Consider the following 22,803-nt stretch of genomic DNA (forward strand, 5'->3'; position numbering starts at 1 on the left):
GTCAGTCCTTCTCCCTGGTCAGGCGCCGCTGGACGAGGGCGATGATGAGGACCGCGACGAAGAAGATCAGCGAGATCGCGGCGGCATAGCCGATCTCCTGCTGCGCATAGCCCTTGCGGACCGCGTGGTACACGATCGTCGAGGTCGAGCCCACAGGTCCTCCCTGCGTCATGACGTCGATCTGCACGAACAGCCCGAGTGCGGCGATCGTGATGGTCACGAGCACGAAGACCATCGTCGGGCGCAGTCCCGGCCAGGTGACGTTCGTGAACTGCCGCCAGGGACTGGCTCCGTCCATGCGGGCCGCCTCGTACAGCTCCTCCGGGATCGTCTGCAGGCCCGAGAGCCAGATGATCATGTGGAACCCGACCGCCTGCCAGATCGAGACGACGATGATCGCGCCGAGAGCGGTCCGCGGATCGTTCAACCAGTCCATCCCGCCCCACAGCCCGAAGGTGAGGGTGTCGATCATCGAGTTGATGAGGCCGTCGGCCTGGAACATGAACCGCCACAGGATCGAGACGACGACGATCGAGGTGACGACCGGGACGAAGAAGATGACGCGGAACGCCGTCGTGCCGCGCAGGCGCCTGTTCACCAGGACGGCCAGCACGAGGCCGAGTCCGGCCTGCACCGGCACGACCACGAGCGCGAAGAGGAAGGTGTTCCAGGCCGACTGGAGGAAGATCGGATCCGCGGTGAACGCCCGAAGGAAGTTGTCGAACCCGACGAAGCGGGGCGGGTTGGGCGAGATCAGCCGCGCGTTCGTGAACGAGAGCGTGAACGCGAGGAGCACGGGAATGATCAGGAACAGGATCAGGAGGACGGCGGCCGGGGCGATCATCCCCAGGCCGGCCCACGTCTGCCTGCCCTTCGAGGAGCGGAAGCGACGGAGCGCGCGCCGGGGCTTCTCCGCCGCCACCGTCGGCGGTGTGACTGTCATGGACGTCTGCTTTCTCGGAGGATGGTGGGGGCGTGTGCCCCCACCATCCGGAGGATCACTGGAATCCGTAGCCGTCGTTCGACGCGATGTTCGTGTCGATCTCGGTGACGGCGTTGTCGAGGACCGTCTGGACGTCGGCGCCGTTCATGATGTCCTTCGCGGCCGTCTCGAACGTCGAGGAGATCACGGCGTAGGCGGGCGTCTCCGGCCGCAGCACCGCGAACTGCTGTGAGAACTCCGCGAAGGGGCGCAGCGCGCCGTCTTGACCGAAGTGCTCGGATGCCGCCGCAGCCGCCTCGGTGGCCGGGATCACGACCTGCTTGTCGGCGAACTCGGTGATGTACTCGTCCTTGAACGAGAACTCGAGGTAGGCACGAGCGCCGTCCGCGTCGTTGCAGCCCGAGGAGATGCCCCACTGCCAGGAGCCGCCACCGATCTTGGGACCGTGGCCGAGGTCCGGCGGAGGCAGGATGAGCAGGTCGTCGCCGACCGCGTCGACGGCGTCGAGGCCGTTCCATACGCCCGTGTAACTGAGTGCGACCTCGTCGTCGATGAACTCCTGGTTGCCGATCGTGCCGCTGTTGTTCGCGAATCCCTCGGCGAACAGGCTCTGGAACCACTCGCCCCATGCGACCGCTTCCGGGCCGTTGAGGGCCCCGTCAGCCGACAGCATCGTCGAACGGTCGATGAGATCGCCGCCGAAGCTCTGCAGGAAGGGAGAGTATGCGTAGGGCCACCACTCGCCGGTGTCCTCGGCACCGATGTCGATCGGCGTGTCGTATCCGGCGTCCTGGAGCGTGGACAGCACCGAGGTGAACTCGTCCTCGGTCCAGGGCGCGTCCACCGTCGGGATGCGGATCCCGTTCTCGTCCAGCACCGATTCGCGGGCGAAGATGCCCAGCGCGGCGTCCCAGTAGCCGGCCGAGTAGATCTCACCATCCCAGACGCCGACGGCGGTGGGAAGGAGGGAATCGGTGATCGCCGGCGAGAGGCCGAGCGGCTGCAGATAGCCCGCCCACGCCCAGTTGGGCATGATCGGACCGTCGAGGTCCAGGAGGCAGGGCAGGTCGCCGGATGCTGCGGCGGCGACGATCGCGTCGTTGTACGCGCCCTGCGGGAAGGACTCGTGGACGACCTGATAGGCCTCCTGGGAGGCGTTGAAGTCGGAGATGATCCGTTCGTACACCTCCAGCTCGGCGGGGTTTCCCGCCGAATGGGTCCACATCGAGATGACGGTGCGACCGTCTTCGGTCGTCGTGCCCTGACCGGCCTGACCGCATGCGGTCAGCACCAGCGCGGCAGCCACGCCGGTCGCGGCCAGCGGGATGAAGGAGCGCTTCATCGGTATTCCTTTCGGTGCGGGAGCGACGTCTACGTCGCTCCGGGAGGGGTGACCGCCGGGGCGGTCGTCGTCCGCGGGGCCGGGCCGGGCACGCTGCCGAGGGGTGCCGGTGGACCCACGGAGGCCCGACGGATGATCGGGCAGTCCATGAGGTGGGGTGGGAGTCGGATGCGTCGCGGATGCCGAGGGCGACCTCCATCGCCCAGCGGCCCATCGCGGCGTGCGGAAGCGCGACCGTCGTCAGAGGCGGGTCGAGTTCGGCGGCGATGAGCTGCTGGTCGTCGTAGCCGACGACCGAGAGGTCGTCGGGCACGCGCAGTCCGGCGCGGTTCGCCCAGGAGTACACGCCCGCTGCGATGCGGTCGTTGAAGACGAAGACGCCGGTGGGGCGGCGGTCAGGCGGCAGTGCCCAGAGCGCTTCGGCCGCAGCCCGGCCGCCCGCCGCGGAGGTGGGCACGCTCACGTGTAGATCGGGGTCCGGATCGATGCCGGCTTCGGTGAGCACGTCGACATACGCGCGATAGCGCAGCTCCGCGGCGACGGGGCGCTCCTCGTCCGTGTCGATGAAGGCGACGCGCCGGTGCCCGAACTCCACGAGCTCGCGGACCGCGGCCCGGCCGCCGGCGTAGTCGTGCGGCACGACCGCGGGGAAGCCGCCGTCCTCGGGGCGGCAGTCCAGGAACACCGCGCCGGGGGAAGACCTGCGGGAGCGCGGAGCACACGATGCCACATGCTCGCGTAGATGATGCCGTCCACCTGATGGTTCACGAGCGTCCGGATCGCGTCGGCCTCCACCTCGGGATGGCCGTCGGTGTCGACGAGGATGACGAGGTGGCCGTGCTCGCGAGCCACTTCCTGGGCCCCCGCCAGCATGCGTCCGGCGAAGGGGGTCGTCGCGATGCGGTCGGAGACGAGACCGATGGTGCGCGTGCTACGCGTGCGCAGACTCCGGGCGATGGGATTGGGCACATAGCCGATCTCTTCGGCTATGCGTCGCACGCGCTCACGGGTGTCGGGAGAGATCCGCGCCTCGGCACCGTTGAGCACGAGCGACACTGTCGCCGAGGATACGCCCGCCGCCTTCGCGACGTCTGCGATCCGCACTCTCGCCATTCTTCTGCTCCATTGCGTCGGATGAGATGACTAATCGATTTATCTAGATGCTTAATCGATTTATCATTGTGTGTGAGATTCTGCCGGACCGCCGGAGCGATTGTCAACCCCGGCTTCTGCAGGAGAGAGCCGGCAGCCCTAGGGGAAGGAGGGCGCGTTCCCCGTCGCCCGCTCCACGATCCGCGCGAGCGCGGCATCCGTCGTCGTGTTCTCCCCCGGCCGATTGGGCTTGCCGGCGCCGTGATAGTCGCTCGAACCGGTGACGATCAGATCGCGCCGGTCGGCGATCTTCTGCAGCGCCTTCTTGCCGCGCTCGGTGTTCTCGCGATGCCCGATCTCCAGCCCCGCGAGCCCCGCGTCGACGAGCTCGTCGATCACGGCGACCGGCAGCATGTGGTCGCGGCTGACGGTCGCGGGATGCGCCATGACCGGCACCCCGCCCGCGCCCAGGATCAGCTCGATCGCGGTGAAGGGGTCGGGCGCATAGTGCGGCTCGTAGTAGCCGGTGCGCGGATGCAGGATGCCCTCGAACGCCTCGGTGCGGTCGCGCACGATCCCCTGCGCGATGAGCGCATCGGCGATGTGCGGGCGCCCGACGGTCGCATCCCCGGTGGTCTGGGCGAGCACGTGATCCCAGTGCAGATCGAAGTCGCGGGCGATGTTGCGCACGATCCTCTCGGCGCGCCCGATCCGGTCGTCGCGGATACGCGCGCACTCGGCCAGGAGCGCGGCATCCGACGGGTCCACGAGGTAGGCAAGCATGTGGACGCTGCGCCAGCCGTGCTTGGCCGACAGCTCCATGCCCGGGACGAAGGTCATGCCCAGATCGGATGCCGCCTCCGCCGCCTCCGCCCAGCCCGAAGTCGTGTCGTGGTCGGTGAGGGCCGCGGTGCGCACCCCGTACGCGTGCGCCTGCCGCATGACCTCTGCGGGTGCCTCGGTGCCGTCGGAGTGGTTCGAATGCAGGTGGAGGTCGATCGGCCCCGTGAATCGCGCCATGCTTCCTCCTCGACTCTCGAGCCTACCGACAGCCCGCGCACAGCAGGCTCGCCTAGGCTCGTGGTGTGTTCCGACTCCTGGGTGTTCTGCTGACGGTCCTGTTCGCGATCGCCACCGCGATCGTCGTCTGGCCGCAGTTCTTCCGGGTCGAGCAGCTCTTCCCCGTCGCCCAGCTCGTGGCGATGCGGGGCGTGCTCATCGCGGGCTATCTCGCTCTCGCCGTCCTCATGCTGCTGCTCCTGCTCGCCCGCCCGCTGCGCGGCTTCGCGGCATCCATCCTCGTCGTCGCCCTCCTCGGCGCCCTCGCCCACGGCACCGTGCTGTACCTGCGGGGCGTCGGCCCGGGCGCGCTGCCGGAGAAGTCGGACGGCAGCATCCGGGTCATGACTTGGAACACCAACGGCGAGGCGGTCTCTGCCGCCGAGATCGCCGCGACCATCGTGGAGCAGGACGCCGACGTGGTCGCCCTGCCGGAGACGGCCGACTCGGTCGGACGCGAGATCGCCCTCATGCTGCGCGAGAGCGGCCACCGGATGTGGGTGCACCACGTCGACTTCTATCCGGATGTCGTCAACGGCCCTCAGGCCTGGCAGACGACGATCCTCATCTCGCCGGACCTGGGCGACTACTCGGTCATCGACTCCTCGCTCGACCGCACGAGCAACACCGGGCAGGTGCCCAGCGCCGTCGTCATGCCGGTCGACGGCACGGGTCCGACGATCGTCGCCGTGCACGCCGTCGCACCCCGGCAGTCGGCCATGGATCAGTGGCGGGCCGACCTGCAGTGGGTCGCCGATCAGTGCCCGTCGGGCGATGTGATCCTCGCAGGCGACTTCAACGCGACGATCGACCACACCGCCTCGCTCGGCACGCGCGGCGGCGACATGGGTGCCTGCTTCGACGTCGCCGCACGCACCGGCACCGGGCAGGCCGGCACCTGGCCCACGACGCTCCCCTCGCTCCTGGGCGCCCCCATCGACCGGATCCTCGCGACCGCGAACTGGCATCCGGAGGGCTCGCTGGTCCTGGGAGACGACGGCGGCAGCGACCACCGCGCCCTGGTCGTGCAGCTCTCCCCCGCCGAATGATCCGGAGGCGTGGAAGAATCGAAGGATGAGCACCGCAGAGCACGACACCGCCACCGAAGAGGCCCCCGCCGAGGTCACGAACCGCAAGCAGCCCTTCCCCCGCGGCTTTCTCGACACGATCTCCGAAGGGTGGGCCGAGCGCCCCGAGTCGCTGCCGACTCCCCGCGCCCAGGCTCCCTTCGCCGCCGCGCGCCGCGCGACGGTCTCCGAGGCGTTCCCAGGCAAGCGCCTGGTGATCCCGGCCGGATCCCTCAAGCAGCGCAGCAACGACACCGACTACCCGTTCCGCGCGCACTCGGCCTTCGCGCATCTCACCGGCTGGGCGAGCGATGCCGAGCCCGACTCGATGCTCGTCTTCGAGCCGACGGATGCCGGACACGACGTCACCCTGTACTTCCGCGAGCGCGCCGACCGCACCACGAGCGAGTTCTACTCCGACGCCACGATCGGCGAGTTCTGGATCGGACCGCGTCCGTCGCTGGCCGGGGTCGCGGCCGACCTGGGCGTGGCGACCGCGCACCTGGAGGAGTTCGCGGCATCCGATGAGGATGTGACCCTCGACGCCGACGAGGATCTCACCCGCTTCGTCTCGGAGCTGCGCCTGGTCAAGGACGAGTACGAGATCGCCGAGCTGCGCCACGCGGTCGAGGTCACCGCGCGCGGCTTCGACGACATCGTGCGGGCGCTGCCGGATGCCGTCGCCCACTCCCGCGGCGAGCGCGTCGTGGAGGGCGTCTTCCACCGCCGCGCCCGCGAGGACGGCAACGGCGAGGGCTACGACACGATCTCGGCATCCGGACCCCACGCCTGCTACCTGCACTGGACCCGCAACGACGGCGCGGTCGTCCCCGGCGACCTGATCCTCGTCGACGCCGGTGTCGAGGCCGACAGCCTCTACACCGCCGACATCACCCGCACGCTCCCGGTCACGGGCACCTTCACCGAGGTGCAGCGCCGGGTGTACGAGACCGTGCGCGAGGCGGCGGACGCGGCCTTCGCGGCCGCTCGTCCCGGGGTGAAGTTCCGCGCCGTGCACGAGGCGGCCATGGAGGTCATCGCCGCGCGCACCGCCGAGTGGGGGCTGTTGCCGGTCACCGCCGAGGAGGCGCTCGACGCCGACCACGGCGGCCAGCACCGCCGCTACATGGTGCACGGCACCTCGCACCACCTCGGCATCGACGTGCACGACTGCGCGCAGGCGCGGCGCGAGATGTACTACGACGGCGTCCTGGAGGCCGGCATGGTCTTCACGATCGAGCCCGGCCTGTACTTCCAGATCGACGATCTGACCGTCCCCGAGGAGTACCGCGGCATCGGCGTGCGCATCGAGGACGACATCCTCATGACCGAGGACGGGCCGGTGAACCTCTCGGCCGACATCCCGCGGACGGCGGACGAGGTCGAGGCCTGGATCGCACGACTGCAGGGCTGAGCGCGGCGAGACGACGCGCAGCATGGCGGAGAAGAAGGTCACGCCGGGCGATGGGAGCGCTCTGAGGCCCTACCGCCGATGGCACTCGCTGTGGCGCAGCCTCTTCCGGATCGAGCTGTGCCGCCCCGAAGGCGGCACAGACACCTACGCCGTCGACGTCGACTTCTTCGCCTGGGAGGAGGAGCTGCGGCTGTACCGCAACGGGGAGCAGGTGGCCAGGGCGGGCTCGCCCGCGTCCTTCCCGATCCCCGGCGGCGCGATCGAAGCGGCGACGAGCACCTACGGGGTGCGGCGGATGCACGCGGTGCGCGATGACGGCGCCGAGCGACAGCTGACGCCGCATCCGCTGACCGGAGAGGCGTGGCGCGCGCGGCTGGCGCAGAGGCGTCCGATGCTCAGCCGTGTCCTCGCCGGGGCGTCGTTCACGGTGCTCGCCGTGTCGCTGGTGGTGCTCGCACCGCAGGTCGCCGAGTGGGTCAGCCGGTTGCCGATCATCGCCGACAGCATCGGAACCTTCACTTCGCCCATCGCCCTGCCTCCGGAGGCGAACATCGCGCTCACCGTGGCGGGAGTGCTCGCCGGGATCGAGCGCGCCCAGCGCCTGCGCCACCACTGGCTGCTCGACATGGACACCTGGTGGATGGGTGAGTGATGTCGGATCCTCTGGATAGACCCCGGCGACGCCGAGCACACGTGATCATTCCGTGATCTTCTTTCATCTCGCAGCCTTCGTATTTCTGTTCGAATGTCGGAGGTCGGTGCCAGAGTAGAAGTATGGCGATCATCACCGAACTTCACGAGCAGCTCACCGCTGTGGCTGCCGTGCTCGGCGATGATGTCACGACCACCACACTCGCGCAGGCGATCGAATCCTTCGACGACGAGCAGGTCCTCGCGCTGCTGTCGTCCTCCGATGCGCTCGCCCGGGGCGCCGAGCGGCTGCGCATCGCCGCCGCGGGGTCGTGGCGGCCCGATCGACGAGAGACGCGGGCACACAGGGCTCGCCCAGTCGCGCGGGCACAGCACGCCCCTCTCGCTCCTGCAGGAGATGACGGGCGTGACCCGCGCCGAGGCGCAAAAGCAGCTTCGGATCGGGGAGGCGATGCACGAGGCGCCGGCCCTGACCGCCGACACGCCCTCCGCAGACACCTCCTCCGCGGTTGCCGACGCACCGGCAGAGGCCGGCGCAGAGCGCCCTGGCATGCGCCGCTCTCCGACGCCCTGCTGCACGGGACCCTCACCGCCGCGCAACACGATGCGATCCTGCGCGGGCTCGGCGAACCCCCTGTCGTGAGAGATCCGGAAGCGCCGGATGCGACCGAGGCAGACGCCGCCGAAGCCGCCCGCGTCTGCCGCGAGGCCTGGTCACTGGCCGCGATCGAGCTGATCGCAGAAGCCCCCGACCTGAAGGTCGAGGCACTCGGAAAGCTTGCCCGCACGGTGCGCGATCGACTCGATCCCGAGGGCGCCGAGCGCCGCTTCGACCCGCGGTTCGAGGCGCGATCATTCCAGATGTGGACCGATGGCGACGGGATCCACCACGGCCATCTCGTCTTCGACGACCACGGCGCCGCCTGGGTGCGGTCGATCATCGACGCCACCCTGCGTCCACGCCGCGGCGGACCGCGCTTCGTCGATCCTGAAGAGAAGGAGCGAGCCGACGAACTCGCTGAGGATCCCCGCACCAACAAGCAGCTCAGCTACGACCTCATCCTGGACGTGCTGCGGGCAGGGTCGCTCGCCGAGACCGAGAAGGTCTTCGGAGCGCGACAGCCCGGTGTTCGCCTCGTGCAGGTGGTGGATGCCGAGAGCACCACCGCCGGCCCGGCGCACACAGAAGACGGCCTCCACGCGCTCCCCGGCTGGATCGCCGAGCAGCACCGTTGCGAGAGCGGCACCCTGCCGTGCCGACTCGACGCCTTCGGCAATCCGCTCGACGTCGGCCGCGAACATCGCCTCTTCACCCCGCGCCAGCGCATCGCCCTGGCCCTTCGCGACGGCGGCTGCCGCTGGCGCGGCTGTGACAGGCCCGCGTCCTACTGCGAGGCGCATCACATCGACCCCTACTCCGAAGGCGGTCGCACCGATATCGATCGCGGGATCCTGCTGTGCCGCTACCACCACATGGCCCTCCACAACGGCGGCTGGCGAATCACCCGCGAGGGCAGGGCGAGTTCCTGCTGCATCCGCCCGGCGGCAGGGAGCCCCTACCGCTCAGACCTCCCTCGCCCTCACCTACGCCTGGGCCGGGATCGATCCACCTCCGCGAAGATTCTTCTTGGCGGCGTAGGCGTCGAGTCGACGTTCCTCACGGATGCGCAGATACCGCGCGTCGGTCGCTGCGGCCCACATCACAGTGAGCCTTCCGGAAGGGCGGACTCAAGGTGCGTTCAAGGAACGCCTGGTCCGCGTGAAGGTGTGAACCTCGCCCGCCATCATGCCGGAGGCGTGTCCGACCCCGGCTGTCGCGTATAGGCGGCCGGGTCGGCGCCCGGCGGGATCCGCTCGCCGAACTGCGGCGGCTCGTCGAGGTTCACCGGCGGCGGTGCCGGAGCCCGGTTCTGGCCGAGCACACCACGAGCCTTGCCCAGCGAAGACGACTGCACCCGCACCTCGTAGTGATCGGCCGCCAGCTGCATGACGCTGGCGAAGTCACGGCGACGACGCAGGATCGTGTAGCTGATCAGGGCGAAGCACATGCCGATCGCGATTCCGATGAAGAGGAAGCCGACGAACAGCTGCATCGGCGCCTCGGGCATGGTCAGCACGAGGATCGCCGAGAGGAAGAGCCCGATGAGGATGCCGTTGATCGCGCCGGTGCGCGCCGCCGTCGCATAGCCGAGCCGGCCGGTGACCTTCTCGATCGTGCGCACGCCGAGACCGACGATCGCGATCTCCTTGGCGGGCACCTCGCCGGCGATGAGCTTCGAGACCGCCTTCTGCGCCGCCTCGTACTCGGTCACCGACAGCACGGTCTCGCCCGTGTCGGCGGCGCCCATCGGCCTGTTCATCATGCTCATCACCCCATTGTCCCACGCACCTCCCGGACGAGCGGGGACTACGCTGAGAGCGTGAGCACACAACGGGTATTCGTCGCGCGCCTGACCGGCTGCGCCGTCTTCGACCCGGCTGGCGACCGGCTGGGCAGAGTCCGCGATGTCGTCGTCGTGTTCCGAAGTAGCGGCTCGCCCCGGGTCATCGGGCTCGTGTGCGAGATTCCCGGGCGTCGACAGGTGTTCCTCTCCATCGGGCGCGTCACCTCGATCCGGTCCGGCCAGGTCATCACCACCGGACTCATGAACGTGCGCCGCTTCCAGCCGCGCGCGGGCGAGGTGCGCGTGATCGCCGAGCTCCTCGGCCGCAAGGTCGAACTCACCGACGGCAGCGGCTCGGCGATCATCGAGGACGTGTCCATCGAGCCCAACCGCCTGGGCGAATGGTCGATCTCGCAGCTGTTCCTGCGCAAGCCCAAGACGAGCGCCTCACCGTTCGCGAAGGGTCCGACCGCCTTCGCCAACTGGAACGAGGTGCGCCAGCAACACACGCCCGGAGAGGCGCAGTCGGCAGAGCAGCTCGTGGCGAGCATGTCGGAGATGCATCCGGCCGACCTCGCCAACACCCTCCTCGATCTCCCCCAGCAGCGGATGATCGAGGTCGCCGCAGAGCTTCCCGACGAGCGCCTCGCCGACGCGCTCGAGGAGATGCCCGAAGACGACCAGGCGCACATCCTCGAGCGCCTGGGCGACGAGCGCGCCGCCGACATCCTCGACCAGATGGATCCGGACGACGCCGCCGACCTGCTGGCACAGCTCCCGAAGAACCGCCTCGAGCACCTGCTGGACCTCATGGAGCCCGAAGAGGCCGACGACGTGCGCAACCTGCTGCGCTACGACCCCGACACCGCGGGCGGACTCATGACGCCCGAACCCATCATCCTGTCGGCGGATGCGACGGTCGCCGAGGCCCTCGCGCTGATCCGGCGGCATGAGCTGCATCCGGCGCTCGCGGCATCCGTCTTCGTGACCCTCCCCCGTTCGAGACGCCCACCGGACGTCTGCTGGGCGTGGTGCACTTCCAGCGCATGCTGCGCTACCCCCGCACGAACGCCTGGGGCGATCATCGACGAGACGCTCGAACCGGTGCCCGTCAACGCCTCGGCCGCCGAGGTCTCGCGGCTGCTGGCCAGCTACGACCTCGTCTCGCTCCCGGTCGTGGACCAGGCCCATCGCCTGGTCGGCGCGGTGAGCGTCGACGACGTTCTCGACTACCTGCTGCCCGAGGACTGGCGCTCCCTCGACAATCCGACGACCGCGACCGGTGCGATCCCGACCATTCCCACGATCGCATCCCCCAGGGAGGTGAGCGCTGATGGCCCGCCGCGACAATTTCGACGCGCCGCGCACCGGCACCCGCCCGAAGAGGCAGGACGACAGCGACCGCTTCGGCCGCTTCACCGAGTGGATCGCCCGCGCCATGGGCACGCCGATGTTCCTCGGGATCCTGACGGTCTTCTGCGTCGCCTGGCTCAGCTGGAACACCTGGGGCCCGGAGGAATGGCGCTTCGACTCGGCCGCCTTCGGTTTCACCGCGCTGACCCTCATGCTGTCCCTGCAGGCGTCCTACGCGGCGCCCCTCATCCTGCTCGCGCAGAACCGTCAGGACGACCGCGACCGCGTCCAGATCGAGCAGGACCGCCAACGCGCCGAGCGCAACCTCGCCGACACCGAGTACCTGGCACGCGAGATCGTCGCCCTGCGCATGGCGCTGGAGGAGCGCAACACCCAGCAGCTGACCCGCGACACCCTCCGCGAGGAGCTGAAGGCGCTGCTGGTCGAGATGACGCCGCCCGAGGGCGACGACACGAAGGAGACCGCGGAGAGGCCATGACCCTGTCGGATGCCGTGCGCTCCGCGGTCGGCGCCGTCACCGACCCGGAGTTGCGTCGACCGCTGTCCGAGCTCGACATGGTGCGCGACGTCTCGGTCGAGGGCGCCACGGCGCACGTCGCGATCGCCCTGACGATCGTGGGATGCCCCGCCGCGGACAGGATCGAACGCGATGTGCGGGCGGCCGCGGCATCCGTCGAGGGGATCTCCGAGGTCGCGCTGAGGATCGGCGTCATGACGCCCGCGGAGCGGAAGGCTCTCACCGAGCGCCTGCGCGGCGGACGCGCAGGCCGGCAGATGCCCTTCGGCCCAGACTCACTCACCCGTGTCATCCTCGTCTCCAGCGGCAAGGGCGGTGTCGGCAAGTCGACCGTGACGGCGAACCTCGCCGTGGCCCTGGCCGCGCAAGGGCTGGCCGTGGGCCTGGTCGACGCCGACGTGCACGGCTTCTCGATCCCGGGACTGCTCGGCATCCCCGCCGGCACGCAGCCGACCCGCGTCGACGACCTCATGCTCCCGCCGGTCGCCCACGAGGTCAAGACCATCTCGATCGGGATGTTCCTGGAAGACCCGGAGGCCGCGGTCGCCTGGCGCGGCCCGATGCTGCACCGGACCGTGCAACAGTTCCTCACGGACGTCTTCTTCGGCGACCTGGACGTCCTCCTCATCGACATGCCGCCCGGCACCGGCGACATCGCCATCTCGATCGGGCAGCTCCTCCCCACGCCGAGGTGCTCGTCATCACGACGCCGCAGCCGGCGGCATCCGATGTCGCGATCCGCAGCGGCAAGGTCGCCCGCCAGACCGGGCAGCGCGTGATCGGCGTCGTCGAGAACATGGCGGCGTTCGCGCTGCCCGACGGCACCGTCATGGATCTGTTCGGCTCGGGCGGCGGCGCGCGCGTCGCCGAGGCGCTGTCCTCAAGCGGCGACGAGGTGCCACTTCTGGCGTCGATCCCGCTGAGCCCGGCGCTGCGCACCGGCGGCGACACCGGCGTCCCGGTCGTGATCGGAGAGCCGTCGGATGCCGCGGCCCAGGCGATCGCGCAGTTGGCCACTCACCTCGCCGCCCGAGGTCGCGGGCTCGCCGGCAGGTCGCTTCCGGTCACCCTGCGATGAGGACAGCTCCTGCTACGTCGCCTCGTCGTCGTAGGGTGGGGGCTCCTCGGCGCTGAACTCCTGCGGACCGCGCGGAACCGCGTGCTTCGACATGCGCTCCGCCGCCCCGGCGCGGATGCGGCTGCCGCAGCGGCGACACCGGCAGCAGCGCCCCGGCGCCGGCCGGCGCGATGGTCGGCTCCTCGAAGAGCGCATCGCGGATGATCCGCCGCGGATCGTACTGACGCGGATCGAGCTTGCGCCAGTCGACCTCGTCGATCTCCGGCCCATCTCCTCACGCATCCGGTCGCGCGCACCCCGCAGATACTGACCGCCGCGATGCACGATCCTCGCGAAGGACTCCGCCATGCGCGGAAGCCGCTCGGGGCCGATGATGACGGCGGCGAGCAGACCGATGAGGAGCAGCTTCTCCCACGTCAGCCCGAAGATCATGTCTCCAGGCTACCCGCCGCGCCTTGCTCCGACGGGCGGCGCGAGCGCTTACCCTGGAAAGCAGCACTTCAGGAGGAACCGTGAGCGAGCAGGCCGCAGACGAGAGGTACGTCCGCGAGGCGACCGTGGAGCCCGACGCGATCGTCCGGGCGCGCGCCCACGCGGTAGAGATCGGCGCCCAGCCGGTGAGCCCGGCGATCGGTGCCCAGCTCGCCGTCCTCGCCGCCGCCGTCGAGGCGAAGTCCATCGTCGAGATCGGCACGGGCGCCGGCGTCTCGGGCCTGTGGCTGCTGCGCGGCGCCCCGGCGCCGTGCTCACGAGCATCGACAAGGAGCCCGAGCATCTCGCCGCGGCGCGCAAGGCCTTCGCCGAGGCGAAGATCCCCTCGACCCGCGCCCGCTTCATCACGGGCCGCGCCACCGAGGTGCTCCCGCGCATGAACGAGGCCGCCTACGACATCGTGCTCGTCGACGCCGATCCCGAGAACGTCATCGAGTACGTCGAGCACGGGCTGCGCCTGGCCCGCACCGGCGGCCTCGTGCTTGTGCCGCGCATCCTCGGCGGGGGAAAGGTCGCCGACCCCGTCCAGCGCGACGACGTCACCAAGGCCTACCGCTCGCTCATCCAGGAGACCCAGCAGTCCCCCGCCGTCCTGGCGTCCCTGTCGAACACGGGCGAAGGACTGCTGCAGCTGGTCAGCATCGCGGCATCCGACTGAGTCTCTCCGGATACGCGAGAGGGCGGCGGATCCGAAGATCGCGCCGCCCTCTCGGTGTCGTTGCTCAGGCTGCGTTCACCACGGCGTCGAGCACGCTGTGAAGCTCCTTCGCCTCGTCGTCGTTCACCGACACGACCAGTCGACCGCCGCCTTCGAGCGGAACTCGCACGATGATGAGTCGCCCCTCTTTCACAGCCTCCATGGGTCCGTCTCCGGTCCTCGGCTTCATCGCTGCCATCGTGGCTCCTTTTCCTCGGTAGTATGCAACCAGTTTATCGGTTCGGAGAGGGCGGCCGCCGTTTCGTGTGGATGAAGGGTCTGCTACGGCACCTGCCAGAAGGTGTTGCCGAGGCCGTACATCTGGTGGATCCACACCCACTGCCCGAGCAGGCACAGCCCCAGCACGCACAGCCGGTACACGCGCGATCGCGGCACGGCGACCGCGCCCCACAGCGGCGACAGCGGCACGAGAAGCCGGAACGTGCTCGACTGCGGGAAGAAGACCGCCAGCAGGTACAGCAGGTAGGAGGCGCTCCACAGCCTCACCTCGCGCCCCAGCACCTTCACCTGCGGCAGGAACAGCAGCGCGGATGCCGCGGCTCCCACGAGCACCGCCAGCGCCACGAATCCGAGCCAGACCGGAAGCCCCCAGAACGCGAACCAGAACTCCCCCGCACGCACCCAGCCGTCGAAGGGCACGAAGCCCTCGTGCGCGATCCCCCAGTTGCGCCGCCAGGCGAGCTCGGTCGCGAGATAGGCGTCGGGCTGCCCGGTCACGGCGCCGGCGATGACCTGCCAGCCGAAGCCGCTCACGGTGCACAGCGCGCCGAGGGCGATGATGTGGACGACATCGGATGCCGGCAGCTCCTCTTCGCGCCTGCGCACCCATCGCGCGATCCCGTAGAGGCCCAGGAGCAGCGCGAAGGCGAGGATGCCCGGACGGGTGAACGCCATGACGGTCAGCAACGGGTACAGCAGCCAGAACCGGCGCCGGGCGAGCGCGTCGAGCGCGAGGAAGAGCAGCAGCAGGAAGAGCGACTCGGCGTAGCCGATCTGGAAGAGGGCGGCCAGCGGGCCCGAGGAGAAGAAGATCACGGCCCAGAGCGCGGCATCCGACCCGATCCTCGGGCGGAGGAGGCGATGCAGCGCGAGGCAGGCCAGGTACCCCGACACGAGCGAGACGACGAGCGCCCCGGCGCCCCAGGCGCCGAGGGCAGGCCCACCCACTCGGCGAGATATGCGTACACCGGCATGAAGGCCCAGGCGTTCTCGGCGACGTGCCCAGCATCCGTCAGAGGGAGTTCGCGCGGATAGCCGGCGAACGCGACGAGCCAGTACCACTGGGCGTCCCATCCCAGTACGAAGTCGGCGAGATCGGGGTGGCGCCGAAGCGCGACGCTGGCGTCGACAGCTGCGCCGCCAGCAGGAAGAACCCGGTGGTGACGATGCGCGCGACGAGGTAGATCACGCCGATGCGCACGACCAGGGGACGCGCCCCCGCGGCGCGAGACGCGCGTCAGGCGCGCGTCAGCCACGCCCGCAGTCCGTGCTCGACGGCCTCGATCTGGGCGAGCGGCACACGCTCCTCGTCATGGTGGGCCAGGTGCGGGTCGCCGGGGCCGTAGTTGACCGCCGGGATGCCGAGCGCCGAGAAGCGGGCGACATCGGTCCACCCGTACTTCGGGCGCGGCTCGGCGCCGACCGCCTCGACGAAGTGCTTCGCGATCGGGGCGTCCAGGCCCGGGCGGGCACCGGGGCGGCATCCGTGATCTCGACGTCGAAACCGGCGAACACCGAGCGCACGTGGGCCTCGGCCTCCTCGGGCGACTTGCTCGGCGCGAAGCGGTAGTTGACCTCGATCTCGCAGGCGTCGGGGATGACGTTGCCGGCCACTCCTCCGCTGATGAAGACCGCGTTGAGACCCTCGCGATAGGCGAGCCCTTCGACGACGACCTCCGCGGGCGGTACTCGGCCAGCCGCTGCAGCACGGGGCCGGCGGCATGGATCGCGTTCTCGCCGATCCAGGAGCGCGCGCTGTGCGCCCGGACACCTGTCGTCCGCACGACCGCACGCAGGGTGCCGTTGCATCCGCCCTCGACCTCGCCGTTCGAGGGCTCTCCGAGGATCGCGAAGTCGCCGACGAAGAGATCCGGGCGGGCCGCGGCCAAGAGGGTCAGCCCGTTGAGCGCCGCCTCGACCTCTTCGTTGTCGTACCACATCCAGGTGATGTCGATCGCGGGGTCGGTGAGCTCGGCGGCGAGTTTGAGCTGCACGGCGACACCGGCCTTCATGTCGACGGTGCCCCGTCCCCACAGATAGTCGTCACCGTCGATCTCGACGGGGCGCGTGGGCACGTTGCCGTTGATCGGGACCGTGTCGATGTGCCCGGCGATGACCACGCGCTGCGCGCGGCCGAGGTCGGTGCGGGCGACGACGGTGTTCCCGTGCCGGATCACCTCGAGGTGAGGCAGGCCCGCCAGCGAATCCTCGATCAGATCGGCCAGCACCTGCTCGTCACCCGACACGCTGGGATGTCGCAGATGATGCGCGTGAGTTCGGCCGAGGACTGGGACAGATCGATCGTCATCCTGTCAGCTTAGAACGACTTCTCCTCGGTTCCTGAGCTTGTCGAAGGACGGTACCGTTGAGGGCATGGACGCGCGATGGATCACCGGCGACGGGCTCACGACGATCACGACCGACGGCACGGTGCTCGATGCCTGGTTCCCCGAGCCGGTGCCCGGGAAGGACGTCGAGGTCGACCCGTCGCCGACCTGGCTCGACGCCGCCGGCGTCGACGAGATCCGCGATGTGCGCGTCGAGCGGGTCACGCTCCGCATCGATGCGGATGCCGCGCCCGCCTCCACCGCAGACGCCTACCTGCGCCTGCACGCGCTCTCGCACCTGCTCGTGCGCCCCAACGAGATCAACCTGGACGGCATCTTCGGCCTTCTGCCGACGGTCGCCTGGACCGACACCGGCCCCATGGATCCCGCCACCGCGGCGATCCGGCGTCCGTTCCTCAAGCGCGCCGGCATCCAGGTGCAGGGCGTCGACAAGTTCCCGCGCCTGACCGACTACGTCACCCCGTGGGCGTGCGGATCGCGGATGCCGCGCGCGTGCGCCTGGGCGCACATCTCGCCCCCGGCACGACCGTGATGCACGAGGGCTTCGTGAACTTCAACGCCGGCACCCTCGGCGCCTCCATGGTCGAGGGCCGCATCTCGCAGGGGGTCGTCGTCGGCGACGGCAGCGACATCGGCGGCGGGCCTCGATCATGGGCACCCTCTCCGGCGGCGGCACGCACAAGGTGTCGATCGGCGCCCGCTGCCTGCTCGGCGCGAACTCCGGCATCGGCATCTCCCTCGGCGACGACTGCATCGTCGAGGCGGGCCTCTACGTGACCGCGGGCTCGAAGGTGCGCCTGGCCGACAACCCGCAGACCGCCGACGCCGCCAAGCGCACCGTCAAGGGCGGCGAGCTCTCCGGGCGCGACGGCCTGCTGTTCCGCCGCAACTCGCTCTCCGGCGCCATCGAGGCCGTGCCGAGGGAGGGCGTCGGCGTGACCCTCAACGAGGCGCTGCACGCCTAAACACGCCCGGTACGGCTGCGCATTCAGCTTCCGGCATACGCGGCGTGCTAGTCTCGATCGACGCCACACTCCTGTGATGCGTCTGCGTCGTCGATACGCTCTTGCACCGGCATCCGGTTCTTTATCTTCTCGAACGGCGAAACGATGCGGGATCCCCCGCCGTCGCCCACCTTCCCGCTCTCGCACGCCTGTCGTGCTGTGCGCCCACGGAGAACATCCATGACTTCATTCACCGACCTCGGTGTGCCCTCTGCCCTCGCTTCCGTCCTCGCCGCCTCCGGCAAGACGGAGCCCTTCCCGATCCAGCGCGACACGCTGCCCGACTCCCTCGCGGGACGCGACCTCCTCGGTCGTGGCCGCACGGGCAGCGGCAAGACCATCGCCTTCTCCGTGCCGCTCGTGGCCCGCCTCGCGGCCACGCCCAAGCGCACGCGTCCCGGCCACCCCGCGCACTCGTGCTCGCTCCCACCCGTGAGCTGGCCACCCAGATCTCCGAGGTCCTCGCGCCGCTGGCCGGTGCCGTGGGCATGAAGGTCACGACGATCTTCGGCGGCGTGAGCCAGCGCCCCCAGGAGCGCGCGCTGCACTCCGGCGTCGACATCGTCGTCGCCTGCCCCGGCCGGCTCGAAGACCTCATGAAGCAGCAGATCGCGCACCTCGACGCGATCGAGGTCACGGTGCTCGACGAGGCCGACCACATGGCCGATCTCGGGTTCCTCCCCGGTGTCACCCGCATCCTCAACGCCACGCCCGGCACCGGCCAGCGCCTGCTGTTCAGCGCGACGCTCGACCGCGGTGTCGACACGCTCGTGCGCCGCTTCCTGAAGGACCCGGTCAGCCACGAGGTCGATGAGGCGAGCGTCCCCGTCGGCGAGATGACCCACCGTGTGCTCACGGTCGACTCCCCCGCCGGCAAGACCACGCTCGTGCGCGAGCTCGCCTCCGGAACCGGGCGCCGCATCCTCTTCACCCGCACGAAGCACCAGGCCAAGAAGCTCGCCAAGCAGCTCACCGCCGCGGGGATCCCCGCCGTCGACCTGCACGGCAACCTCTCGCAGAACGCCCGTGAGCGCAACCTCAGCGCCTTCTCCGCCGACCCCGCCGACGGCGGCGTGCGCGTCCTCGTGGCGACCGACGTCGCCGCCCGTGGCGTGCACGTGGACGCGGTCGACCTCGTCGTGCACGTGGACCCGCCCTCGAGCACAAGGCCTACCTGCACCGCTCGGGCCGTACGGCCCGTGCCGGCGCAGCCGGGACGGTCGTCACGATCGTCCTCCCGAGCAGCGTCAGGACGTGAAGGGACTGCTCCGCAAGGCGCAGATCACCGCGTCGCTGGAGCCTTCGACATCGGATGCCGTGAGCACCCTCGTCGGCGAGCGCGCCCCGCACGTGAAGCCGGCTCCGCCCACGCAGCCGGCGCAGCGTCAGCAGGCGAAGCAGCGCCCCTCGGGCGGCCGTACGAGCGGCTCCGGCAACGGCTCGGCGTCGAACAACCGTCGCCGTCGCCGCCCGCGCCCCAGGGCGCACGCGCCGCAACCCGCTGAACGACCGGCTCCAGTCGCTGACCGGGCCGCTCGGTCTCACTGACCGGGCGGCTCCTCGGTCGGCACCGAGAGCGGGTCGCCGTGCGCCTGTGCTCCCGCCCGAGAACGACGCGCGGACCAGACGACGAGGACCGCGATCACGGCCGCCACGGCGACCCCGATGACGATGAGAACGATCAGCATCAGGCCCGAGAGCAGGCCGAAGAGGATTGCCATGGGGTAGACGCTACCCTCTGCGCGCCCTCTGCGCGGCAGTGTTCAGGCTCCCGGGTAGCGACGCTCGTCGGGACCGACGTAGAGCTGCTGCGGGCGCCCGATCTTCGTCTGGGGGTCGTTCACGGCCTCACGCCACTGCGCGAGCCACCCGGGCAGGCGGCCGATCGCGAAGAGCACCGTGAACATACGCGTGGGGAAGCCCATCGCCTTGTAGATGACGCCGGTGTAGAAGTCGACGTTCGGGTAGAGGCGGCGCTGGATGAAGTAGTCGTCGGCCAGGGCGATCTCTTCGAGCTCCTTGGCGAGGTCGAGAAGCGGGTCGTGCACACCGAGCTCGGAGAGCACCTCATCGGCCGACTCCTTCACGAGCTTGGCGCGCGGGTCGTAGTTCTTGTAGACGCGGTGACCGAAGCCCATGAGCTTCACGCCGTCTTCCTTGTTCTTGACCCGCTCGACGAAGCGTGCGACCGACTCACCCGACTCGCGGATGCGGCCGAGCATGTCGAGCACGGCCTCGTTGGCTCCGCCGTGCAGCGGGCCGTAGAGCGCGTTGATGCCCGCCGAGATCGAGGAGAACTGGTTGGCCCCGGTGGAACCGACCAGCCGCACGGTCGAGGTCGAGGCGTTCTGCTCGTGGTCCTCGTGGAGGATGAGCAGTCGCTCGAGCGCTCGCACGACGACCGGGTTGATCTCGTAGTCCTCGCTCATGACGCCGAAGTTGAGCTTGAGGAAGTTCTCGACGAAGCCCAGCGAGTTGTCGGGGTACAGGAAGGCCTGCCCGATCGACTTCTTGTGCGCGTAGGCGGCGATCACGGGGAGCTTGGCCAGCATCCGCACCGTGTTCAGCTCGACGTGCTCGGGGTTGTGCGGGTCGGACTGGTCTTCGTAATAGGTCGACAGCGCCGAGACCGCCGACGACAGCACCGACATGGGGTGCGCGGTGGGGGGAAGCGCCGAGAAGAAGCGCTTGAGGTCCTCGTGCAGGAGCGTGTGACGGCGGACGCGCTCGTCGAAGGCGGCAAGTTCGACGGCGGTGGGCAGCTCGCCGTAGATGAGGAGCCAGGCGACCTCGAGATAGGAGCTGTGGGAGGCGAGCTGCTCAATGGGATACCCGCGATAGCGGAGGATGCCCTTGTCGCCGTCGATGAACGTGATCTCCGACTTCGTCGACGCGGTGTTCACGAAGCCGTAGTCGAGTCCGGTCAGACCCGTCTGGCGGGTCAAGGTCGAGAAGTCGATGCTGCTGGCGCCGTCGACGCTCCGCAGCACCGGGAACTCTGCGGCCTGGCCGTTGATCGTCAGAGTCGCCTTGGTCGGCTGGTCTCCCGCTGCGCTCACGCGGACCTCCTTGCACCGTAGTTGAGTCGGGGGGCGATGTGCCTGCGCAGAGCGCGGGAGCCATACGGCCGGATCGCCCTTACAGCCTACTGGCCACACAGGCCTACTGTGACAACCACCAAGGGATCGCGGGTTTTCCTCGTCGGATGCTACAGAACCTGCGCATCGAGCCGACGGGCGGCTTCCGCGATCCGCTCGCTCGGCGCGGTCAGGGCGAGGCGCACGTGGCGGGCGCCGGACTCACCGTAGAAGGGCCCGGCCCGGCCAGGATCCCGATCTCGGCCAGTCGTCCGATCGAGTCCCAAGCGTCGCGCCCCTCGGTCGCCCACAGGTAGAGCCCCGCCTCGGAGCGGTCGACGGAGAACCCCGCGTTCTGCACCGCGGGGAGCAGGACCCGTCGCCGCTGCCGGTACAGCTCCTTCTGCTCCTCGACGTGCGCGTCGTCGCCGAGAGCGGCGACCATGGCCGCCTGGACGGGCGTGGGCGTCATGAGGCCGAAGTGCTTGCGGGCGTTGCCGATCGACGCGATCAGCTGCTCGTCACCGGCGAGGAAAGCCGCGCGATAGCCGGCGAGATTGGATTGCTTGCTGAGCGAGTAGGCCGCGAGGACACCGGTGGCGTCGCCGCCGGTCACGCGCGGGTCCAGCAGCGAGGGGATCGGCTCGGCGTCCCAGGGCGCCTCCCAACCGAGCTCGGCGTAGCACTCGTCGCCGGCGATCACCGCGCCGAGCTCTCGCGCCCGGGCGACGGCGCGGGCCAGCTCCTCGGCGCTCCACACCCGTCCGTCGGGGTTGCCGGGCGAGTTGATCCAGACGAGCCGGGTGCCCTCCGGCCATTCGGCGGGGTCGTCGCTCGCGAAGGGGGTGGCGTCGACCATGCGCGCGCCCACCTCATAGGTCGGGTAGGCCGTGCGCGGGAAGACGACCGTGTCGCCCTCGCCGATGCCGAGGAGGAACGGCAGGAGCGCGACGAGCTCCTTCGATCCGATCGTCGGCACGACCTGGGCGGGACAAGGCCCGGGACGCCGCGGCGGCGGGCGAACCACGCCACGATGGCCTCGCGCAGCGCGGGGGTGCCGATCGTGGCGGGATAGGAGTGTGCGTCCGTCGCCGCGGCGAGCGCCTCGCGCACGAGCTTCGGGGTGGGATCGACGGGAGAGCCGACGGAGAGGTCGACGATGCCGTCCGGATGCCGACGGGCCTGTTCCGCGAACGGTGCCAGCGCATCCCACGGGTAGGGCGGGAGGTCGGTGACACCCATCACTCGGCCTGCGGCGGAAGCTCGGCGACGATCGGGTGATCGTGGTGGATCACCCCGACCTTCGCCGCACCGCCGGGAGAGCCGACCTCTTCGAAGAACTCGACGTTGGCCTTGTAGTAGTCGGCCCATTCCTCGGGCAGATCGTCCTCGTAGTAGATCGCCTCGACCGGGCACACCGGCTCGCAGGCTCCGCAGTCGACGCACTCGTCGGGGTGGATGTACAGCATCCGATCCCCCTCGTAGATGCAGTCGACGGGGCACTCGTCGATGCAGGCGCGATCCTTGACATCGACGCACGGCAGGGCAATCACATACGTCACGGGTTCAGTCTACTTCCGCCCGCGGCGTCGTCGGCTCCGGATGCGGGCGGTTCGGTCGACGGCGGCGCGACGGCCGGCGGCGCGAATCTCGACACGGCGGGCCACGCTACCACGAGCAGCACGGAGCCGGCGACCACCCACAGCCACACCTGCGCGAGCGGGGTGTCGGGAACGATCACCGAGCCGCCGGGTCCGGGACCGGAGATCAGGATCAGCATGCCCATCATGCCCAGCCCCGTGGCCAGCGTCGCGCCCCGGTCGTGCGTGAGCGCGCGGATCGCCACCAGGAGTGCGAGGCAGGCGGTCCCGGCGACGATGAGCCCGATCGGCACAGGACCCCACATCACGCTGTGCGCGACCGTGCCGGCGACGCCGTAGAACCCGCCGACGAGCATCGCGGCGATCCAGGAGAGGCCGCGGATGAGCCAGCCAGAGCGCATCGCGTTCCTCATCTCACGGGCA

17 protein-coding genes and 9 pseudogenes are annotated in these 22,803 nt (G+C 69.8%); 10 read left to right on the forward strand and 16 right to left on the reverse strand.

All coding sequences use genetic code 11. The annotated features are described in order from the left end of the window. Position 1: 1 nt before the first annotated feature. The 5 genes and pseudogenes from KAE78_RS00870 to KAE78_RS00885 all read right to left on the reverse strand — a co-directional run bounded on the left by KAE78_RS00870 (position 2) and on the right by KAE78_RS00885 (position 4,397). Entirely contained in the window at positions 2-943 is a 942-nt protein-coding gene (locus KAE78_RS00870) for a carbohydrate ABC transporter permease (protein WP_223171389.1), read from the reverse strand. Positions 944-998: 55 nt separating this feature from the next. Further along, complete coding sequence (locus KAE78_RS00875; protein ID WP_223171390.1) at positions 999-2,285, reverse strand: extracellular solute-binding protein; 1,287 nt, start codon at positions 2,283-2,285, stop codon at positions 999-1,001. Between the two features lie 238 nt (positions 2,286-2,523). Beyond that, positions 2,524-3,015 (reverse strand): annotated as a pseudogene (locus tag KAE78_RS17060) (substrate-binding domain-containing protein); the annotation flags it as partial. A 50-nt stretch (positions 3,016-3,065) separates the two neighbouring features. Then, positions 3,066-3,398 (reverse strand): annotated as a pseudogene (locus KAE78_RS17065) (LacI family DNA-binding transcriptional regulator); the annotation flags it as partial. Between the two features lie 138 nt (positions 3,399-3,536). Beyond that, positions 3,537-4,397 (reverse strand): PHP domain-containing protein, encoded by an 861-nt coding sequence (locus KAE78_RS00885; RefSeq protein WP_223171391.1) that lies wholly within the window; start codon positions 4,395-4,397, stop codon positions 3,537-3,539. Between the two features lie 65 nt (positions 4,398-4,462). On the opposite strand from KAE78_RS00885, the gene KAE78_RS00890 reads away from it, so the two are divergent. The 4 genes from KAE78_RS00890 (at position 4,463) to KAE78_RS00905 (ending at position 9,392) form a co-directional block, all read left to right on the forward strand. Then, positions 4,463-5,485 (forward strand): endonuclease/exonuclease/phosphatase family protein, encoded by a 1,023-nt coding sequence (locus KAE78_RS00890; RefSeq protein WP_223171392.1) that lies wholly within the window; start codon positions 4,463-4,465, stop codon positions 5,483-5,485. Between the two features lie 25 nt (positions 5,486-5,510). Continuing rightward, the gene (locus KAE78_RS00895; protein WP_223171393.1) at positions 5,511-6,917 is read left to right on the forward strand and encodes an aminopeptidase P family protein; all 1,407 of its coding nucleotides are present in this window, start codon (positions 5,511-5,513) and stop codon (positions 6,915-6,917) included. Between the two features lie 22 nt (positions 6,918-6,939). Then, on the forward strand, positions 6,940-7,569 hold the full coding sequence (locus KAE78_RS00900; protein ID WP_223171394.1) for a hypothetical protein: 630 nt from the start codon (positions 6,940-6,942) through the stop codon (positions 7,567-7,569). Between the two features lie 122 nt (positions 7,570-7,691). After that, on the forward strand, positions 7,692-9,392 hold the full coding sequence (locus KAE78_RS00905) for an HNH endonuclease signature motif containing protein (protein ID WP_223171395.1): 1,701 nt from the start codon (positions 7,692-7,694) through the stop codon (positions 9,390-9,392). Here KAE78_RS00905 and KAE78_RS00910 read toward each other — a convergent pair. Further along, positions 9,353-9,937, reverse strand: coding sequence for a general stress protein (locus tag KAE78_RS00910; RefSeq protein ID WP_223171396.1), 585 nt, complete (start codon positions 9,935-9,937; stop codon positions 9,353-9,355). The two genes, KAE78_RS00905 and KAE78_RS00910, sit on opposite strands and share 40 nt — an antisense overlap. A gap of 51 nt (positions 9,938-9,988) precedes the next feature. On the opposite strand from KAE78_RS00910, the pseudogene KAE78_RS00915 reads away from it, so the two are divergent. The 3 genes and pseudogenes from KAE78_RS00915 to KAE78_RS00925 all read left to right on the forward strand — a co-directional run. Beyond that, a pseudogene (locus KAE78_RS00915) lies at positions 9,989-11,236 on the forward strand (magnesium transporter); the annotation flags it as partial. A 49-nt stretch (positions 11,237-11,285) separates the two neighbouring features. Continuing rightward, positions 11,286-11,804, forward strand: coding sequence for a DUF1003 domain-containing protein (locus tag KAE78_RS00920; protein WP_223172357.1), 519 nt, complete (start codon positions 11,286-11,288; stop codon positions 11,802-11,804). Continuing rightward, positions 11,801-12,921: pseudogene (locus KAE78_RS00925) on the forward strand (Mrp/NBP35 family ATP-binding protein). The gene KAE78_RS00920 and the pseudogene KAE78_RS00925 overlap by 4 nt, the downstream one beginning before the upstream one ends. 12 nt (positions 12,922-12,933) lie before the next feature. Here the strand turns inward: KAE78_RS00925 and KAE78_RS00930 are convergent. After that, positions 12,934-13,353, reverse strand: a complete 420-nt coding sequence (locus KAE78_RS00930) for a Sec-independent protein translocase TatB (protein ID WP_223171397.1) — start codon at positions 13,351-13,353, stop codon at positions 12,934-12,936. Positions 13,354-13,433: 80 nt separating this feature from the next. Here KAE78_RS00930 and KAE78_RS00935 point away from each other — a divergent pair. Beyond that, positions 13,434-14,071, forward strand: a pseudogene (locus tag KAE78_RS00935) (O-methyltransferase). 64 nt (positions 14,072-14,135) lie between these two features. Here KAE78_RS00935 and KAE78_RS00940 read toward each other — a convergent pair. From KAE78_RS00940 to dapE, 4 genes and pseudogenes are all read right to left on the reverse strand, one after another. Next, entirely contained in the window at positions 14,136-14,309 is a 174-nt protein-coding gene (locus KAE78_RS00940; RefSeq protein ID WP_223171398.1) for a DUF3117 domain-containing protein, read from the reverse strand. An 83-nt stretch (positions 14,310-14,392) separates the two neighbouring features. Next, a complete protein-coding gene (locus tag KAE78_RS00945; protein ID WP_223171399.1) occupies positions 14,393-15,298 on the reverse strand; it encodes a hypothetical protein in 906 nt (301 codons plus the stop codon). Positions 15,299-15,362: 64 nt separating this feature from the next. Beyond that, positions 15,363-15,551 (reverse strand): hypothetical protein, encoded by a 189-nt coding sequence (locus tag KAE78_RS00950; RefSeq protein ID WP_223171400.1) that lies wholly within the window; start codon positions 15,549-15,551, stop codon positions 15,363-15,365. Positions 15,552-15,587: 36 nt separating this feature from the next. After that, positions 15,588-16,658 (reverse strand): annotated as a pseudogene (dapE, locus tag KAE78_RS00955) (succinyl-diaminopimelate desuccinylase). A gap of 65 nt (positions 16,659-16,723) precedes the next feature. Between dapE and dapD the strand changes: the two are divergent. Together dapD and KAE78_RS00965 are read left to right on the forward strand one after the other, a co-directional pair. Further along, a pseudogene (gene dapD, locus KAE78_RS00960) lies at positions 16,724-17,663 on the forward strand (2,3,4,5-tetrahydropyridine-2,6-dicarboxylate N-succinyltransferase). Positions 17,664-17,882: 219 nt separating this feature from the next. Continuing rightward, positions 17,883-19,250: pseudogene (locus KAE78_RS00965) on the forward strand (DEAD/DEAH box helicase). Here KAE78_RS00965 and KAE78_RS00970 read toward each other — a convergent pair. From KAE78_RS00970 to KAE78_RS00990, 5 genes and pseudogenes are all read right to left on the reverse strand, one after another. Next, positions 19,244-19,423, reverse strand: a complete 180-nt coding sequence (locus tag KAE78_RS00970; protein WP_223171401.1) for a hypothetical protein — start codon at positions 19,421-19,423, stop codon at positions 19,244-19,246. The pseudogene KAE78_RS00965 and the gene KAE78_RS00970 sit on opposite strands and share 7 nt — an antisense overlap. A gap of 42 nt (positions 19,424-19,465) precedes the next feature. Further along, a complete protein-coding gene (locus KAE78_RS00975) occupies positions 19,466-20,761 on the reverse strand; it encodes a citrate synthase (RefSeq protein ID WP_223171402.1) in 1,296 nt (431 codons plus the stop codon). Positions 20,762-20,910: 149 nt separating this feature from the next. Then, a pseudogene (gene dapC / locus KAE78_RS00980) lies at positions 20,911-22,021 on the reverse strand (succinyldiaminopimelate transaminase). Further along, positions 22,021-22,341 (reverse strand): ferredoxin, encoded by a 321-nt coding sequence (gene fdxA / locus KAE78_RS00985; protein WP_223171403.1) that lies wholly within the window; start codon positions 22,339-22,341, stop codon positions 22,021-22,023. The pseudogene dapC and the gene fdxA overlap by 1 nt, the downstream one beginning before the upstream one ends. After that, positions 22,338-22,781, reverse strand: coding sequence for a histidinol dehydrogenase (locus KAE78_RS00990; RefSeq protein WP_223171404.1), 444 nt, complete (start codon positions 22,779-22,781; stop codon positions 22,338-22,340). Before KAE78_RS00990 ends, fdxA begins: the two co-directional genes overlap by 4 nt. Between the last annotated feature and the right edge of the window lie 22 nt (positions 22,782-22,803).

The sequence above is a fragment of the Microbacterium sp. NIBRBAC000506063 genome, from assembly GCF_017968845.1.
Lineage (GTDB): Bacteria > Actinomycetota > Actinomycetes > Actinomycetales > Microbacteriaceae > Microbacterium.